At 71.3% G+C, this 16,360-nt stretch carries 11 protein-coding genes and 1 pseudogene; 7 read left to right on the plus strand and 5 right to left on the minus strand.

The genetic code is table 11. From position 1 onward, the window contains the following. Positions 1-42: 42 nt before the first annotated feature. On the plus strand, positions 43-579 hold the full coding sequence (locus tag LXN57_RS04245) for a PAS domain-containing protein (RefSeq protein ID WP_251796656.1): 537 nt from the start codon (positions 43-45) through the stop codon (positions 577-579). Then, positions 579-1,466 (plus strand): methyl-accepting chemotaxis protein, encoded by an 888-nt coding sequence (locus LXN57_RS04250; protein WP_251796657.1) that lies wholly within the window; start codon positions 579-581, stop codon positions 1,464-1,466. Before LXN57_RS04245 ends, LXN57_RS04250 begins: the two co-directional genes overlap by 1 nt. Here the strand turns inward: LXN57_RS04250 and LXN57_RS04255 are convergent. The 3 genes from LXN57_RS04255 to LXN57_RS04265 are packed head-to-tail and all read right to left on the minus strand — an operon-like array spanning position 1,463 to position 4,395. Next, entirely contained in the window at positions 1,463-2,356 is an 894-nt protein-coding gene (locus tag LXN57_RS04255) for a ribokinase (RefSeq protein ID WP_251796658.1), read from the minus strand. The genes LXN57_RS04250 and LXN57_RS04255 overlap by 4 nt on opposite strands. A gap of 3 nt (positions 2,357-2,359) precedes the next feature. Continuing rightward, positions 2,360-3,208 (minus strand): ABC transporter ATP-binding protein, encoded by an 849-nt coding sequence (locus tag LXN57_RS04260; RefSeq protein ID WP_438872827.1) that lies wholly within the window; start codon positions 3,206-3,208, stop codon positions 2,360-2,362. Continuing rightward, positions 3,205-4,395, minus strand: coding sequence for an ROK family transcriptional regulator (locus LXN57_RS04265; protein ID WP_251796660.1), 1,191 nt, complete (start codon positions 4,393-4,395; stop codon positions 3,205-3,207). The genes LXN57_RS04260 and LXN57_RS04265 overlap by 4 nt, the downstream gene beginning before the upstream one ends. Before the next feature lie 132 nt (positions 4,396-4,527). Here LXN57_RS04265 and LXN57_RS04270 point away from each other — a divergent pair, with 132 nt between their 5' ends. The 4 genes from LXN57_RS04270 to LXN57_RS04285 all read left to right on the plus strand — a co-directional run bounded on the left by LXN57_RS04270 (position 4,528) and on the right by LXN57_RS04285 (position 7,664). Continuing rightward, positions 4,528-5,964 (plus strand): glycoside hydrolase family 3 protein, encoded by a 1,437-nt coding sequence (locus LXN57_RS04270; protein WP_251796661.1) that lies wholly within the window; start codon positions 4,528-4,530, stop codon positions 5,962-5,964. Between the two features lie 113 nt (positions 5,965-6,077). Then, positions 6,078-6,503: a hypothetical protein gene (locus tag LXN57_RS04275; protein WP_221375887.1), complete on the plus strand. Its 426-nt coding sequence runs from the start codon at positions 6,078-6,080 to the stop codon at positions 6,501-6,503. Beyond that, positions 6,500-6,979: a thiol-disulfide oxidoreductase DCC family protein gene (locus tag LXN57_RS04280; RefSeq protein WP_251796662.1), complete on the plus strand. Its 480-nt coding sequence runs from the start codon at positions 6,500-6,502 to the stop codon at positions 6,977-6,979. The genes LXN57_RS04275 and LXN57_RS04280 overlap by 4 nt, the downstream gene beginning before the upstream one ends. Further along, positions 6,960-7,664: a TetR/AcrR family transcriptional regulator gene (locus LXN57_RS04285; RefSeq protein WP_251796663.1), complete on the plus strand. Its 705-nt coding sequence runs from the start codon at positions 6,960-6,962 to the stop codon at positions 7,662-7,664. The genes LXN57_RS04280 and LXN57_RS04285 overlap by 20 nt, the downstream gene beginning before the upstream one ends. 365 nt (positions 7,665-8,029) lie before the next feature. Here LXN57_RS04285 and LXN57_RS04290 read toward each other — a convergent pair whose 3' ends face one another. Beyond that, entirely contained in the window at positions 8,030-12,961 is a 4,932-nt protein-coding gene (locus tag LXN57_RS04290; protein WP_251796664.1) for an NAD-glutamate dehydrogenase, read from the minus strand. A 210-nt stretch (positions 12,962-13,171) separates the two neighbouring features. On the opposite strand from LXN57_RS04290, the gene LXN57_RS04295 reads away from it, so the two are divergent. Further along, complete coding sequence (locus LXN57_RS04295) at positions 13,172-15,076, plus strand: penicillin-binding transpeptidase domain-containing protein (protein ID WP_251796665.1); 1,905 nt, start codon at positions 13,172-13,174, stop codon at positions 15,074-15,076. A gap of 300 nt (positions 15,077-15,376) precedes the next feature. On the opposite strand, the pseudogene LXN57_RS04300 reads toward LXN57_RS04295, so the two are convergent. Beyond that, positions 15,377-16,360, minus strand: a pseudogene (locus tag LXN57_RS04300) (hypothetical protein); the annotation flags it as partial.

Genomic DNA, 16,360 nt, shown 5'->3' on the forward strand with positions numbered 1-16,360 from the left:
ACGTCGGCGGGCAAGCCGATCTTCGGTGAGTATCAAGACACCATGCGACAGACAACCAGTCAGCGACCCACCGGGGTCGAACGCACCTTCGGCGCCGACGAGATCATCGTCACGAAGACCGACCCGCGCGGCATCCTCACGTACGCCAATGAGGTCTTCCTGCGCACCTCGGCGCTCACCGAAGAGGAGGCGATCGGGCAGCCGCACAACATCATCCGGCACCCCGACATGCCCCGCGCCGTCTTCAAGCTGCTCTGGGACACGCTGGGGCGGCGGGAGGAGATCTTCGCCTACGTGGTGAACATGGCTGCCGACGGCGCCCACTACTGGGTGTACGCGCACGTCACGCCGTCGTTCTCGGCCGACGGCAAGCTGGTCGGCTACCACTCCAACCGGCGGTTGCCCGAGCCTTCCGCGGTGGCCGAGGTCCGCCGGCTGTACGACCGCATCCGCTCGGCCGAACAGCAGCACACCTCCAAGCCGGCCGCGGTCGAGGCCGGTTGGCAGGTGCTCCAGGCCGAACTTGCCGGCCGCACGTACGACGAGTACATCTGGGCCCTCACCAGCGGGGCGCGCTGATGGCCGACGCCGTCCTGGCCACCATCGCCGAGGTCTGCCGCCGGGCCACCGCCGGCGACCTCGAGGCCCGCCTGCCCTCGATCGGCGACACCGACGAGGCGATCGCCGCCCGCACCGCGCTGAACGGCCTGCTCGACATCAGTGACGCCTTCGTGCGCGAGGCCGGCGCCGCCTCGGCCGCCGCCGCCGAGGGGCGGTTCCACCGGCGCATCCTGACCCGCGGCCTGTCCGGTGCGTTCCGGTCGGCGGCCGAGCAGATCTCGGCCTCGATCGTGGCCATGAGCCAGACCGCTGCCCGGGTCGCGGACGCGGCCGAGGCCCGCGTCGCGCTGGCCGACGAGCTGGAGTCGGCCGTGCTGACCGTCTCGGAGCAGGTCGCCACGGCGGCCACCGAGATGGGCGCGTCCACCAACAGCCTGGCCGACTTCGCCCGTGAGGCGGTCACCGAGGCCGAGCGGGGCCTGGCCACGGTGACGTCGCTGCGTGCCGCGTCCGACCAGATCCGGACGGCGGTGGACCTCATCAACCAGGTGGCCAAGCAGACCCGGCTGCTCGCGCTGAACGCGACCATCGAGGCGGCCCGGGCCGGCGACGCCGGGCGTGGCTTCAGCGTGGTCGCGGGCGAGGTGAAGACCCTGGCCGCGGAGACCAGCTCGTCCAGCGACGAGATCATGGGTCAGGTCAACACCGTGCAGGAGGTGGCCGCGGACGCGGTGGCCGTGCTCGAGACGGTCACGACCAGCATCCGGGAGATGAGCGGGCTGGTGAACGGCATCGCGGCCGCCGTCGACGGTGGCAGCGAGCACGGCATGACCGGGCTCTCCCAGCTCGCAGAGGTGCTGCGGTCCGAGGTCAACCGGTTCGTCAGCACGGCCCGCCAGAGCTAACCGGCCCGGAAGACCTCGTCGATCTCATCACGGGTCGGCAGCGCGTTGGACGCGCCGACCCGGCGTACGCAGGCCGCCCCGGCCGCATTGGCCCAGCGCACCGCCTCGACCAGGTCACGGCCCTCACCCCAGGCCACGGCGAGCGCCCCCGTGAACGCGTCGCCGGCCGCGGTGGTGTCGGTGACGTCGACGTGGAAGGCGGGCACCGTCTCGTCGCGACCCTCGCGGTCGGCGTAGCGCGATCCGTTGCCGCCCAGCGTGAGCACCACCCGCGGCACCATCGAGAGCAGCTTGGGCACGTCGATCGAGTCGCCGCCGGCCACCATGAGCGCCTCGACCTCGTTGACCACCAGCAGGTCGATGTCGGCCAGCAGCTCGTCGGGCAGCTCGCGGGCGGGCGCCGCGTTGAGGATCATGCGGGTGCCGCCGGAGCGGGCCGCGCGGGCCGCCGCCACCACCGTCTCGACCGGGATCTCCTGCTGGCAGAGCAGCACGTCACCGGCGGCGATCGCGGCCTGTTCGGCCTCGGTCAGCTCGACGAACGTGTTGTTGGCGCCCGGCGCGACGAGGATCGAATTCTCGCCGTCGCGGTCGACCATGATGACCGCCACGCCGGACGGGCCATAGCTGGTGCGGACGTGCTGCATGTCGACGCCGGCCCCGTTGAGCCGGGCGTTCAGGTTGACCCCGAAAGCGTCCGAGCCGATAGCCCCCAGGAAGACCGTGTGGCCGCCGGCCCGGGCCGCGGCGATCGCCTGGTTGGCGCCCTTGCCGCCGGCCATCATCACGAACTCGTCGCCGAGCACGGTCTCACCCGGACGGGGCAGGCGCGGCGCCAGGCCGACCAGGTCCATGTTGGCGCTGCCGGCGACCACGATGCGCGGCGCCACGGCTCAGGCCGCCCGGGCCGCGTAGCGGTCGCCGAACCGGTCGACGATCAGCGGCAGGCCGAACGTCTTGCTCAGGTTCTCGGCCGTCATGACCTCGCCCAGCAGGCCGGCCGCGACGATCGTGCCCTCGCGCAGCAGCAGGCCGTGGGTGAAGCCGGGCGGGATCTCCTCGACGTGGTGGGTGACCAGCACCATGGCCGGCGAGTCGGGGTCGAGGGCCAGCTCGGTCAGCCGGGCGATCAGATCTTCCCGGCCGCCCAGGTCGAGCCCGGCGCCGGGCTCGTCGAGCAGCATCAGCTCGGGGTCGGTCATCAGCGCCCGGGCGATCAGGGTGCGCTTGCGCTCGCCCTCGCTCAGGGTGGTGAAGTCGCGGTCGGCCAGCGGGCCCATGCCGAGCTGGTCGAGCAGCTGCCGGGCGCGGGACTCGTCCAGCGGGTCGTACGACTCGCGCCAGCGGCCCACCACCGACCACGCGGCGGTGACCACGACGTCGAGCACGCGCTCGCCCGGCGGCACCCGCTCGGCGAACTGGCCGGTGGCCAGCCCGATGCGGGTGCGCAGCTCGTTGATGTCGGTGCGGCCGAGGCGCTCGCCGAGCACCCAGGCCGTGCCGCGCGACGGGTGCAGCCGGCCCGCGGCCAGGTTGAGCAGGGTGGTCTTGCCGGCGCCGTTGGGGCCCAGCACCACCCAGCGTTCGTCCAGCTCGACCTGCCAGGACAGGTTGCGGACCAGATGGCTTCCGCTCCGGATCACGCTGACCTTGTCAAAGGCGATCACGGTGTCTTCGTCGGGCTGAGTCACGGCAGGCTGTGGCACGCGTCCATCCAACCACGCAGCCCTGCGTGATCTCAGCCGGTGGTCGACCCGAACACCTCATCGCGTACGGCATCCAGCGCGGTGTGCAACGCGCCGTGCAACACCGGCTCGGCCTCGACCCCGGTGATCACGACCTTGGGATTGACCAGGGTGATCGTGGCGACCTCGTTCTCGACCCGGGCCGCCAGGGCCGGACCGCCGGCCTGGGACACCTCGCCGGCCAGCACGACCAGCGGCGGGTCGAGCACCACGCAGGTGGCGGCCACGCCGAGGGCCAGCCGGGCGGCCAACTCGTCGAGCACCGGCTCGCCGGCCGGGCCCGCCGCGACGGCGTCCCGCACGACATCGGCCGCCTCGACGCCGCGGAAGCCGTACTTCTTGCCGATCGCCTTGACCGCGTCGGCGCCCGCGATGCTCTGGAAGGCGCCGCGCACCCCACCCTTGCTGGCCTTGCGCCCGAGGTGGCGCGGCACCTCGGCCCCGGCCACGGGCAGGTAGCCGATCTCGCCGGCCGCGCCGGTGTGGCCCTGGTGCAGGCGGCCGTCGATGACACTGGCCAGACCAACGCCGCGGCCGGCCCAGATCAGCACGAAGTCCTTGACCCCGGCCGCAGCGCCGGTGCTCGACTCGGCCACGGCGGCCATGTTGACGTCGTTGCCGAAGACCACCGGGGTGTGCAGGTCGCGGCGCAGGTCGTCGAGCAGTCCGCGGTGCCAGCGGGGCAGGTCCCAGGCGAACGAGATCTCGCCGCTCTCAGGGTCGACCAGGCCGGGGGTGCCGAGCACGACCCGGCGCACCGAGCTCATGTCCGTGCCGGCGTCGGTGGCCGCCTGGACCACGGCGTTGTGCACCACGCCGACCGGGTCGTCGGTGTCTTTCGTGGACTGCTCGACGCGACCGATGATGGAACCGGTGATGTCGGCACAGGCCGCGACCACCCGATCGGGGCCGACGTCGACGCCGATCACGTGGGCGCTGCCCGGCGTCACCGCGTACAACTGGGCATTGGGACCGCGACCGCCCGCCTGCTCGCCCACCCGGCGCACGAGCCCCCGCTGTTCCAGCCGCTCCACCAGCTGAGACGCGGTGACCTTGCTCAGCCCGGTCATCTCGCCGAGCTGGGCCCGGGTCAGCGGACCGCGGTTGAGCAGCAGTTCCAGCGCCGCGCGGTCGTTGAGCGCGCGCAGCAGCCGGGGTGTGCCCGGAAGGCGGGTGGAGGCCATGGCAGGATCCCCTAGGATAAATTTAGGATTGTTTCCTATTAGTTTGGCGGCGCCCGTCGCGGCGACCGGCACCGAGCGATCATGGCAGCTCGCAGGGTGTGCAGACCAGACTTACGTCATCGGAAGGACACCATGGCGATCGACCCCGGACTCCGCCGGCTCGCGCTCGGCACCCTGCTGGCCGCGTTCCCCGGCGACACCGCGCCCGAGTGGGCGGTGACGCTGCTGGCCGAAGGCCTGGCCGGTCACACGCTGTTCGGCACCAACGTGACCGACCCGGCGCAGGTGGCCCGCCTCACCGCCCGACTGCGCGAGGGGCGCGACGACGCCCTGATCGCCATCGACGAGGAGGGCGGGGACGTCACCCGGCTCGCCCATCGCACGGGCAGCCCGTACCCGGGGAACGCCGCCCTCGGCGCGGTGGACGACGAGAACCTCACCCGTGCGGTGTACGCGGCGATCGGCGCCGACCTCGTCGCGGCCGGGATCAACCTCGACCTCGCCCCGACGGTCGACGTCAACACGGCCGACGACAACCCGATCATCGGCACGCGGTCGTTCGGCGCCGACCCCCTGTTGGTGGCCCGGCACGCCCGCGCCGCAGTCGAGGGCCTGCAGTCGGCCGGCGTGGCCGCATGCGCCAAGCACTTCCCCGGGCACGGCGCGACCGTCTCCGACTCCCACCTCTCGCTGCCCACGGTCGACGTGCCGCTCGAGGTGCTGCGCGACCGCGACCTGCCGCCGTTCGCCACGGTGGCCGCCTCGGCCCGGGCCGTCATGTCGGCCCACATCCGTGTGCCCGCCCTGACCGGCGACGACCCGGCGACCTTCAGCCGCGCCGCGCTGCAGGGCCTGCTGCGCGACGAGCTGGGCTTCCGCGGCACGATCATCACCGATGCGCTGGAGATGGCCGGCGCCGCGGCCTCGGCCGGGGGCATTCCGCAGGCTGCCGTCCGGGCCCTGACGGCCGGGGCCGACCTGCTCTGCATCGGCGCGAAGGTCGACGCCGCGCTGGTCGAGGCGGTGGCGGCCGCCGTCGCCACGGGTGTTCCCGCCGCCCGGCTGGAAGAGGCGGTTTTCCGTACGGCCGAACTGGCCTCGTGGACGGCGAAGCACCGCACACTGCTGAACTACGACGACGACCTGGGGCTGGCCGCCGCCCGCCGGGCCGTCCGGGTCGAGGGGTCATTGGACGAACTGGCGTCACCGCTGGTGGTGCACCTCGTGTCGGGCTACTCGATCGCCGAGGGTCGCGTGCCGTGGGGCCTGGCGCCGCACCTGAACGGAACCGAGCAGGTCGAGATCGTGGCTGCCGACGCTTCGCCTTCAGATCTGACCGCCCGCGCGGGCGCACGGCCCATCGTCATCGTCGGCCGGCACACCCACCGCAAGCCGGAGACGCGGGCGCTGGTCGAGCAGCTGGCCGCGGCCCACGCGGTCGGGGTGGTCGAGATGGGATGGCCGTCTTCGTGGCGGCCGGCGCGGGTGCGGGCGTTCGTGACCACACACGGCGCCAGCCGGGCCAACGGTCGAGCCGCCGCGGAAGCCCTCGGCCTCGCCCCCGCGTAGAGGAAGCCATCGCGTTGTCGCGGTGGCTTCCTCGTCACATCTCTTGAACATGTTCAAGTACAAGGCTTACGCTGAGCCGGCAAAAGTTGAACGTGTTCGAGAAAGGCGGTCCGATGGACCCGAAGGTGTGGATGTACCTGGTGTATCTGGTCGTCAGCGTCGGGCTCACCGTCTGGGTGGCGACGACGCTCTCGCGCAACGGGCTGGTCTTCCTGACCGAGGTCTTCGCCGACGACAAGCTGGCCCGCGCGATCAACCAGCTACTGGTGATGGGCTTCTACCTGCTGAATCTCGGCTACGTGACGGTCACCATGCGATCGAGCCAGTCGATCACGGACACCAGTCAGGCGCTGGAGACCCTGTCCAGCAAGGTCGGGCTCGTGCTGCTCGTCCTGGGCGTTCTGCACTTCCTGAACGTCTTCTTCCTCGGCCGCTACCGGCGGGGACGCCTGCGCCAGCAGCAGCCCGTGCCGCCGCTGCCACCGGCTGGTCGCCTGCCGTTCCACCCGCAGAACCCGCCGCCCCCGGCACGGGCATGACCGAGAACCAGGGCCCGGTCGTACGAGGGGGCGGCCGGGCCCTCCCCGCCGGTGTCACGCCGATCCTGCGCTTCACGGTTCTCTACGACGCGGGCTGCCCGATCTGCCGGGCGGCTCGCCGGTGGCTGTCGCAACGGGCTCAACTCGTACCGCTGGAGTTCGTGCCCGCGGGATCGCCGGAGGCTCGGCAGCGTTTTCCCGGGCTCGACCACGAGGCGACGCTGCGGGACGTGACCGTGATCGGGGACGACGGGTCGGTCTACGTGGGCGACGGGGCGTGGGTGGCCTGCCTGTGGGCGCTCGCCGATTACCGAGGGACGGCGGAGCGGATGAGTTCGCCGGCGCTGCTGCCGACGGCTCGGCGGTTCGTCGCGGCGGCGTCGGCGGTCCGGGAGCGTACGCGGTCGGGTGGGTTTGGCGACGGCGCGGCCGGGTCGGAGTACTACGGTGACGGGTGTGACGACCGCTGCCGCTGATCCCGTCGAGCCGGAGAAACCCCGCCGGGCTCGCGGCGAGCAGACGCGGCAGCTGATCCTGGAGACGGCCCTCCGCCTGTTCCGGGAGCGGGGATACACCGAGACGACCATGCGGGCCATCGCGAAGGAGGCGGGGGTCGCGGTCGGGAACGCGTACTACTACTTCGACTCGAAGGAACACCTGATCCAGGGGTTCTACGACCGCAACCAGGTGGCCCACCGGGTGGCCGCCGAGCAGGTGCTGGCCGACGAGAAGGAGCTCGCGCCCCGGCTACGCGGAGTGCTGCACGCCGGAATCGACGTCAACGCGCCCTATCACTCGTTCGCGGCCACGTTCTTCAAGTCGGCCGCCGAGCCGTCGTCGCCGCTCAGCCCGTTCTCGCGCGAGTCGTCGCCGGCCCGCGAGGCCGCCATCGCGATCTTCCGCGAGGTGGTGGACGGGTCGACGGCCAAGCTCGACCCCGAGCTCCGCAAGGAACTGCCCGAGCTGCTGTGGCTGGGGTGGATGGGCGTCATCCTCTTCTGGGTGTACGACAAGTCGCCCGGCCAGCGGCGCACGAGGCGCCTGATCGACGGGGCCGTGCCGCTGATCGACCGACTGGTGTCGCTGTCGCGGCTGCGGGTGCTGCGACCGGCGTTGCGCCAGGTGCTGGCGCTGATCGAGTCGGTCCGCCGCGACGATTGATCACCGAGGGTAGCGCTTGGTCAACTTCACGGTGAGTAATCGAGCGCCGTGTTTTATGCCTCGGTGTCCAGAAAAAGCCGGATCTGTCGCCCATTCTGGACTGTCCGAACGGCCATTTCGTTCACCGGAATCTTCCCGGGCCCACCCGCCGGCACGTAGCGTCATGTTCGCAGGTGGGTCTGGGGACGTCGCGAATCGACTCGGCCTTCGGGACCAGTTCGAGTCCTCGCGACGCAGACAGTGAGCCGGGCGCGGCACTGGGATTTCGGGAGCAATCCGCCGCGACCGGCTCACGCTGCGTTCCTGCCCCCCGTCCACAGGCCGACGGGCTGTCCGTCCGGAAGCTCGCCGCTGAGCTCGGCGTGTCAGGCCGCTGAGGTTTTCACCAGCGTGCGGATCTGGCGTAGCAGGACCGACAGGGCGGCCAGCTCGGCCGGCGTGTCGGCCACGGTGCCCATCGCGTTGGCGGCACGGGCGATCGAGGCCGCGTTGACGCGTTCCCATTCGGAGACACGCTCGTCGGCCGAGGCGTCGGACGGGGTCGACTGGAGCACCTCGGCCGTCAGGGCGGCCAGGGCCGCGTACAGGTCGTAACGCAACGCCATGCGGGCCAGGGTCTGCCAGCGGTCGCCGCGCGGCAGGCGGGAGATGTGCGACAGCAGCTGGTCGATGTGGAAGCGCTCGGACAGGCTGAAGTAGACGTTCGCCACCTCGAGCGGCGCCTTGCCGGTCAGCGCGCCCGTCTCCAGGATGTCGAGCAGGCCGAAGCCGTAGTTGCACCACGTCACCCGCTCGGCCAGCTCCATCGGCGCACCCCGGTCGACCATGGTGGCGATGTGCTCGTCCATCGACCGGCGCTCGGTGCCGAGCAGCACCGACGGCAGCTGTGGCAGCAGGGACTGCACGCCCTCGCGCAGCTTGCCGACCTCGGCGGCCACGTCGATCGGCGAGCGCCGGGTGCTGACCAGCCAGCGCACCGCCCGGTCGAGCAGCCGGCGCGATTCGAGGAAGACCAGCGTCTGGGCCTCGGTCGGCACCTGGTTGTCGAGGCCCTCGGCCGCGGCCCAGATGTCGGCCAGCCCGTACGCCTCGCGGACCACCGTGAAGGCCCGGATCACGTCGGCCGCCGACGCGCCGCTCTCTTCCATCGCGCGGAAGACGAACGACGTGCCACCCCGGTTGACCACCTCGTTGACCAGGGCGGTCGTGATGATCTCGCGGCGCAGCCGGTGGCCGGTCATGCGGCCCGCACACCGTTCACGCAAGGGCGTCGGGAAGTAGCGGGACAGCACGTCGTTGGTCCACGCCTCGTCCACGATCTCGTCGGCCAGCACCTCGCGTTCGAGACTGATCTTGACGTATGCCAGCAGGACCGCGAACTCCGGTGCCGTGAGCCCGTCGCCCGCCTCGTGACGGGCGGCCAGTTCCGCGTCGGTCGGCAGCGCCTCCAGCTCTCGGTTGAGCCGGCCGCTCGCCTCCAGCTCGTTGAGCATCCGGCGGTGCACCGGCAACAGCGAGTGGGCCTGGGCCCGGGCGTTGCCCAGCGCCGTGGCCTGCTCGTAGTTGTCGCGCAGGACGAGCGTGGCCACCTCGTCGGTCATCGCGGCCAGCAGCTGGTCGCGTTCCGGCAGGGTCATCTCGCCGTCGGCGACCGCGCCGCCGAGCAGGATCTTGATGTTGACCTCGTGGTCGGAGCAGTCCACACCGGCCGAGTTGTCGATGAAGTCGGTGAACACCCGCCCGCCGGCCCGCGCGAACTCGATGCGCCCGCGCTGGGTGAGCCCGAGGTTGCCGCCCTCGCCGACCACCCGTACGCGCAGATCGCGGCCGTTGATCCGGATCGCGTCGTTCGTCTTGTCGCCGACCTCGGCGTGGGTCTCGGTCGCGGCCTTGACGTAGGTGCCGATGCCGCCGTTGAACAGCAGGTCGACCGGCGCCCGCAGGATCGCCCGCATCAGCTCGGCCGGGCTGATCGTGGTGACCTCGCCCAGGTCGAGCGCCGCCCGCACCTCGGGCGAGACCGGGATCGACTTCGCCGTACGCGGGTAGATGCCCCCGCCCGGGCTGATCAGCGACCGGTCGTAGTCGTCCCACGACGAGCGCGGCAGGTCGAACAGACGCTTCCGCTCGGCGAACGACTCGGCCGCCGACGGGTCGGGATCGAGGAAGATGTGCCGGTGGTCGAACGCGCCGACCAGGCGGATGTGTGACGAGAGCAACATGCCGTTGCCGAACACGTCGCCCGACATGTCACCCACACCGACCACAGTGAACTCTTCGGTCTGGGTGTCGAGGCCCAGGTCGCGGAAGTGCTTCTTGACCGATTCCCACGCGCCGCGGGCGGTGATGCCCATCTTCTTGTGGTCGTAGCCGGCCGAGCCGCCGCTGGCGAACGCGTCACCGAGCCAGAAGTCCTTCGCCACCGAGATCTCGTTGGCGATGTCGCTGAACGTCGCCGTGCCCTTGTCGGCCGCGACCACCAGGTAGGGGTCGTCGCCGTCGTGGCGCACCACGTCGCGCGGCGGCACGATCTTGCCGCTGAGGATGTTGTCGGTGACGTCGAGCAGGGCCGTGATGAAGCGCTTGTAGCATTCCACGGCCTCGTCGCGGTCGCCCGGCTTCTGCTTCAGCACGAAGCCGCCCTTGGCGCCGACCGGCACGATCACCGCGTTCTTGACCTCCTGCGCCTTGACCAGGCCCAGCACCTCGGTACGGAAATCCTCGCGCCGGTCGGACCAGCGCAGACCGCCCCGCGCGACCGCGCCGAAGCGCAGGTGCACGCCCTCGAACCGGGGCGAGTAGACGAAGATCTCGTACTTCGGCCGCGGCTGCGGCAGGTCGGGGATCGCCTGCGGGTCGAGCTTGAAGGCCACGTACGACTTGGGCCGCCCGTCGGCCCCGCGCTGGAAGAAGCTGGTGCGCAGGGTCGCCTGGATCAGGGTCAGGTACGAGCGCAGGATCCTGTCCTGGTCGAGGCTCTCGACGTCGTCGAGCAGCCGGGTGACGCGCTCGACCAGTTCCTCGGCGAGCCGCCCGCGTTCCGCCTCGCCCGCCTCGAGGCGCGGCGAGAACCGCGTCTCGAACAGGCTCACCAGCAGCCGCGCGATCTCGGGGTAGGCGATGAACGTCGATTCCAGGTACCGCTGCGAGAACACCGACCCGGCCTGGCGCTGATATTTGGCGTACGCCCGCAGCACCACGACCTGACGCCAGGTGAGCCCGGCCCGCAGCACGAGCTCGTTGAACCCGTCGACCTCGGCCTCGCCCCGCCAGGCGGCCGCGAACGCGTTCTCGACCTGCGGACGCACCTCGGCCAGCTCGCGGTGTGATTCCGGCGGCTGCAAACCGAAGTCGTACAGGTAGATCTGGCCGTCGCTGCGGCGGATCTCGTACGGCCGCTCGTCGACCACCTGAACACCCAGCGAGTGCAGCACGGGCAGCACCGCCGACAGCAGCATCGGCTCGCCGTAGCGGTAGACCTTGAACCGGACGTCGTGGTCGTCGGGCTCGGGCGCGCCGTCATGGCCGAGCCGGCGCTTGCGGTAGAGGTGCATCTCGAGCTGCCCCTCCTCCTCGAGCAGCTCGAGCTTGGCCAGGTCCTGCATTCCCTCGTACGGGGTGTGGCCGTCCTTGTAGCTCTCGGGGTACGCCGCGGAGTAGCGGGCGAACAGGTCGCGCGCCGACTCCTCGCCCAGCTTGCGCTCGAGCACCAGCTGGAAGTCGTCGTCCCACATGCGGGTGGCGTCGGCCAGCATCTCGGCCAGCGCGTTCGGGTCGACCAGACCGGGCGGGTCGGCCGGGTCCGTACGCACGATGAAGTGCACCCGGGCGAGCATCCGCTCGGTGACCCGGGTCGTGTAGTCGACGCCGACGCCGTTCAGCTCGCGCAGCAGGATCTCCTGCATGCGCAGCCGGTTGCCGGTGGTGAAGCGGTCGCGCGGCAGGTAGATCAGGCACGAGATGAACCGGCCGTAGCCGTCGCGGCGCAGGAACAGGCGCAGCTGGCGGCGCCCGGCCATCCGCAGGACGCCGACCACTGCCTCGTACAGGTCATCGGTCTTGATCTGGAACAGCTCGTCACGCGGATACGTCTCGAGGATCTGCAGCAGATCCTTGCCGGAGTGGCCGCGCGGCGACAGACCGGAGCGGTCGAGCACCTCGCGCACCTTGCGCCGGACCACCGGCAGCTCGCGCACGCTGGTGCGGTAGGCCGACGAGCTGAACAGGCCCAGGAACCGGCGCTCGCCGATCACCTCGCCGGCCTCGTCGAACACCTTGACGCCGATGTAGTCCAGATAGGCCGACCGGTGCACGGTGGCCCGCGAGTTGGCCTTCGTGATGACCAGCAGCCGCTTCTCGAGCGCGCGCTGGAAGGCCTCGTCGGTCATGGTGGCCAGCTTGCGGGGCTTGCTGTCGCCTCGCAGAATTCCCAGACCGGTTCCGGGTACGCCGGTGAGCAGATCCCCCTCGAGGCGGTATTCCCGGTAGCCCAGGAACGTGAAGTGGTCGTGTGCGAGCCACTTGAGCAGCTCGATCGAGTCCGTCACGTCCTTGTCGGGCACCGGCAGCCCGCGCTCGGATCCACGGTGGGCGGCCAGCTCGTCGGCGATCACCAGCGCCCGCTGGCGCATGCGCGGCCAGTCCTCGACCGCGTCACGTACGTCGGTCAGCACCCGGCGCACCTCGTTGAGCAGCTGCTCCCGAGCCTCGGCGTTGCGGATCGGGTCGATCTCGATCCGGATCCAGCTCTCGACCAGATCGCCGTCGATCGCGTCGTCGGGCTCGACGTCGGCGGCGAGCTCGGCCAGGGCGCCCAGCGGTTCCCGGCGCACCACGATCAACGGGTGCACCAGCAGGTGGACCTGCTGCTGGTGGGCGGAGAGCAGGGAGATCACCGAGTCGACCAGGAACGGCATGTCGTCGGTGACGATCTGCAGGATGCTGTGGCACTGCGACCCGGTCGGCGCCGTGATCGCGAGCTTCAGCTCCCCCGGCAGACGGGTCGCGGCCAGTTCACGGTGGCTGATCGCGGCGTCGTGCATCTCCTGCGGGGTCAGCCCCACGAGTTCCTCGTCGGGCGCGAACCGCCAGAAACGCCCGACCAGCTGGGCGGTGGCGTGGTCGTCGCCGGCCACCTCGACGGCCTGGGCGATCAGCCGTTCCCCGTTGGGGAGCGTCTCGTCGAGCTCACCCTCCTCGGCGCTGGCGCCGAGACGGCCGGTCAGGGCCAGCCCGGGCCCGGCGATGAGATCCTGGTCAGCATCGGATTCGGATGCTGCCTCGTCGGCGACAGCCATGGCTCTGGTGCTCCCCTCACCCACGACACTGTGGGTTCGAACGTGTCGAGGACAGCCTAGAACGCCGCATGACGCACTAGGACAGGCGCGGTCCGAACGATCCGTTGGGCGGCAGATCCGACCTGACCCGGCGGGTTCGGGTCAGCGGAACGTGCATTCGTTCACTACCGTCACCTACGATCCGCCCGATACCCGGCGAAAGGGGTTCCCATGCACCGCGGTCCGTACCGGTCCGTGCTCCGCGCGACCGCGGCAGCCGCCACATTGGCGCTGATGACCGGCGTTCTCGCGGCGTGTTCGGGCGACGGCCCCGACGGCACGCTCGACGACTTCCTGGCCGGCTGGCGCGGCGGCGACCTGAGCAAGGTCGGCTTCGTCGGCGCCGACGGTGGCAAGATCGCCGCCCCCGACGTGCTCGAACAGATCAAAACCGTGTCGGGCGACCTCGCCAAGCAGCCGCTCACCGTCAGCGCCGAGGGCGAGCCCAAGACCACCGGCGACGACGCGACCAGCGCCGTCAAGGTCGACTGGACGCTGCCGGGCGACGTGAAGTGGTCGTACTCGAGCACCGTCCGGCTGACCAAGCGCAACACCGACGGGTGGCGGGTCGTCTGGGAGCCGGCGATCCTGCACAGCGAGCTCGACAGCGGCGACAAGCTGGCCCTGAAGCGGTTGTCGGCGCCCCGGGCCAGCATCCTCGACGCCGCGGGAAAGCCCATCGTCACCCCGCGCACGGTCATCACCGTCGGCGTCGAGCCGCAGAAGGTCACCGACCTGGCCAAGCTGCGCGCGGGCCTGGCCGCCCAGTTCAAGAAGATCGGCGTCACGGTCGACACCGCCAATCTCGCCGACCGCGTCAAGAACGCCGAGCCGACCTCCTTCCTCGAGCTGATCACGCTGCGCGAACCCGACTACAACAAGATCCGTCCCGGGTTGCAGGCGCTCGACGGCACGGTCTTCAACAAGCAGCAACGCCCGCTCGCGCCGTCCCGCTCGTTCGCCCGGGCACTGCTCGGCACCGTCGACGAGGCGACCGCCGAAGACCTCGAGAAGAACCCGCAGACACTCGTCCAGGGCGACACCGTCGGGCACGGCGGCCTCCAGCAGAAGTACGACGCCACGCTGCGCGGCACGGCCGGGGTCTCGGTCGTCAACGGGGAGGCCGAGCTGTTCAGCGCCAAGCCGGTGCCCGGGAAGGCGGTCAAGACCACCCTGGACGTCAAGACGCAGCTCGCGGCCGACCAGGCGCTCACGATCCAGAAGCAGGCCAGCTCGCTGGTGGCCGTCAAGGTCAGCGACGGCTCGGTGCTCGCGGTGGCCAACGGGCCCGACGGCGGCACGGTCAACACCGCCCTCACCGGCCAGGTCGCGCCCGGCTCGACGTTCAAGGCGGTCTCGGCGTACGGGATCCTGCAGACGAAGGTGGCGACGGCCGACACCCCCGTGGCCTGCCCCAAGACCGCCACGGTGGCCGGCCGCCAGTTCAAGAACTCGCACGACGAGGCGCTCGGCTCGGTCCCGTTCCACGTCGACTTCGCCCAGTCGTGCAACACCGCGTTCGTCGGCCTGGCCCCCAAGCTGGGCGCCGACGGCCTGCGCGCCGCCTCCGAGGCGCTGGGCATCGGCGGCAAGTGGGACCTGGGCGTCGACGCGTTCAGCGGCAAGCTCTCCCCCGCCGACACCCCCACCGAGCTGGCCGCGGCCACCTTCGGCCAAGGCGCGACGGCGGTCAGCCCGCTGGCCATGGCCGGCGCGACCGCAGCGATCGCCCGCGGCCAGTTCAAGCAGCCCCGCCTGGTGCTCGACCCGGCCCCCGCCGCCCCCGCCGCCGACGGCCAGAAGCTCGACGCGGCAGCGGTGACCGCCCTCCGCACAATGATGCGCGAGGTGGTCACGGCCGGCACCGGCACCGCCCTGCGCGACGCCCCCGGCGGCGCGGTCCACGGCAAGACCGGCACCGCCGAGTTCAGCGAGGGCACCGAGGAGACGCACTCCTGGTTCATCGGCTACCAGGGCGACGTCGCCTTCGCCGTCATGATCCAGAAGGGCGGCGCAGGCTCCGAGGCGGCGGTGCCCGTGGCGGAACGCTTCCTGCAGAACCTGGCCAAGAACTGACCGACCCCCGGCTGAGCGCTCACCGCGGAACCGACCGACCCGGGCCGGCGGCCGAGCGCTCACCGCAGAACCGACCGACCCGGGCCGGCGGCCGAGCGCTCACCGCAGAACCGACCGACCCGGGCCGGCGGCCGAGCGCTCACCGCAGAACCGACCGACGTCCGCCCGTTCCGGCGAAGTCGGCAGTGGAACGCCCCGTGCACGAACCGACCGGCGTACGCCAGGTCCGGCGATGTCAGTGGTGGAACGCTCCGTGCACGAACCGACCGACGTACGCCTGGTCAGGCGAAGTCCGCCTGGTCAGACGATGTCGGCCGGTTCGTCGGAGCCGAGCTCGAAAGCGGGCCGCTGGACCGGGAGCGAGAAGCTGTCACGCTCCTGTGGGGCTCGGGGCCGCAGCATGCCGGGACGGGTCGCGGGCAGCGGCTCGGAGTCGAGCAGCGGCGCCTGACCGAGCGGGCGCGCCACCCCGCGCTTGACGTCGTCGCCGGATGGCTCTTCGTCGGAACTCGCGGTGGTCTCTTCCGCCTCTACCGGCGAATCCGGAGCTTCGAGGTCACCTTCGCCGCTTTGCGCGGCATTCAGGATCTCGTCGCCGGCCGGTGGGAACCGCTCGCCCTCGGCATGGGTTTGCGCGAGGTCCGCATCACTCCGCTGGAACTGCCCACCCTCGGCGTCAAGCTGCGCGGGGGCCGCATCGTCGAGGTCGGCCTGCGCGGATTCCACGCCGTCGAAGTCGGCCCGCCCGGTCTCCTCGTAGCCACCGCTGGTCCGGGAGTGCTCTTCGTCTCCGTCGCCGTCCTGCGCGAACTTGGCGTCCTCGTCATCGGCCTCCCAGCGCGCGTCCGTTCCTCCGGGCTGCGCGGCGGGAAGGTCTTCGCCAGGCTGCTCCGCGGGAAGGTCTTCGCCAGGCTGCTCGGCGGAGAGGTCTTCGCCAGGCTGCTCGGCGGCGGAGAGGTCGTCCCCCTCCTGGACGCCCAGGAGCGTGGTGGCGGGGATAGCGACCTCTTCGGGGGCCTCGGGCAAGCCGTCCGACATCCCGGCTGCGGTGAGGGGCCCGCTTCCGGCCGCCCCGGCGGCACGGCGGCGCTCCCATTCGCGCTCGTGGGCTTCGCGGCCGGTGGCGTCCTCATCGTCGGCTACGACGGAGAGCGGGCGGTTCGGGCGGGCTTTCGGCTCCGGGCGGTTGAGACCGGTCGGGGGGCCGGAACGCCTCAAGCCCCCGGCAAGCCCGGCACGATCGAGCCCAGGAGTCAGCCCGAAACGCTCGGGACCAGCCGACTC

The organism is Paractinoplanes hotanensis (assembly GCF_023717965.1).
Lineage (GTDB): Bacteria > Actinomycetota > Actinomycetes > Mycobacteriales > Micromonosporaceae > Actinoplanes > Actinoplanes polyasparticus.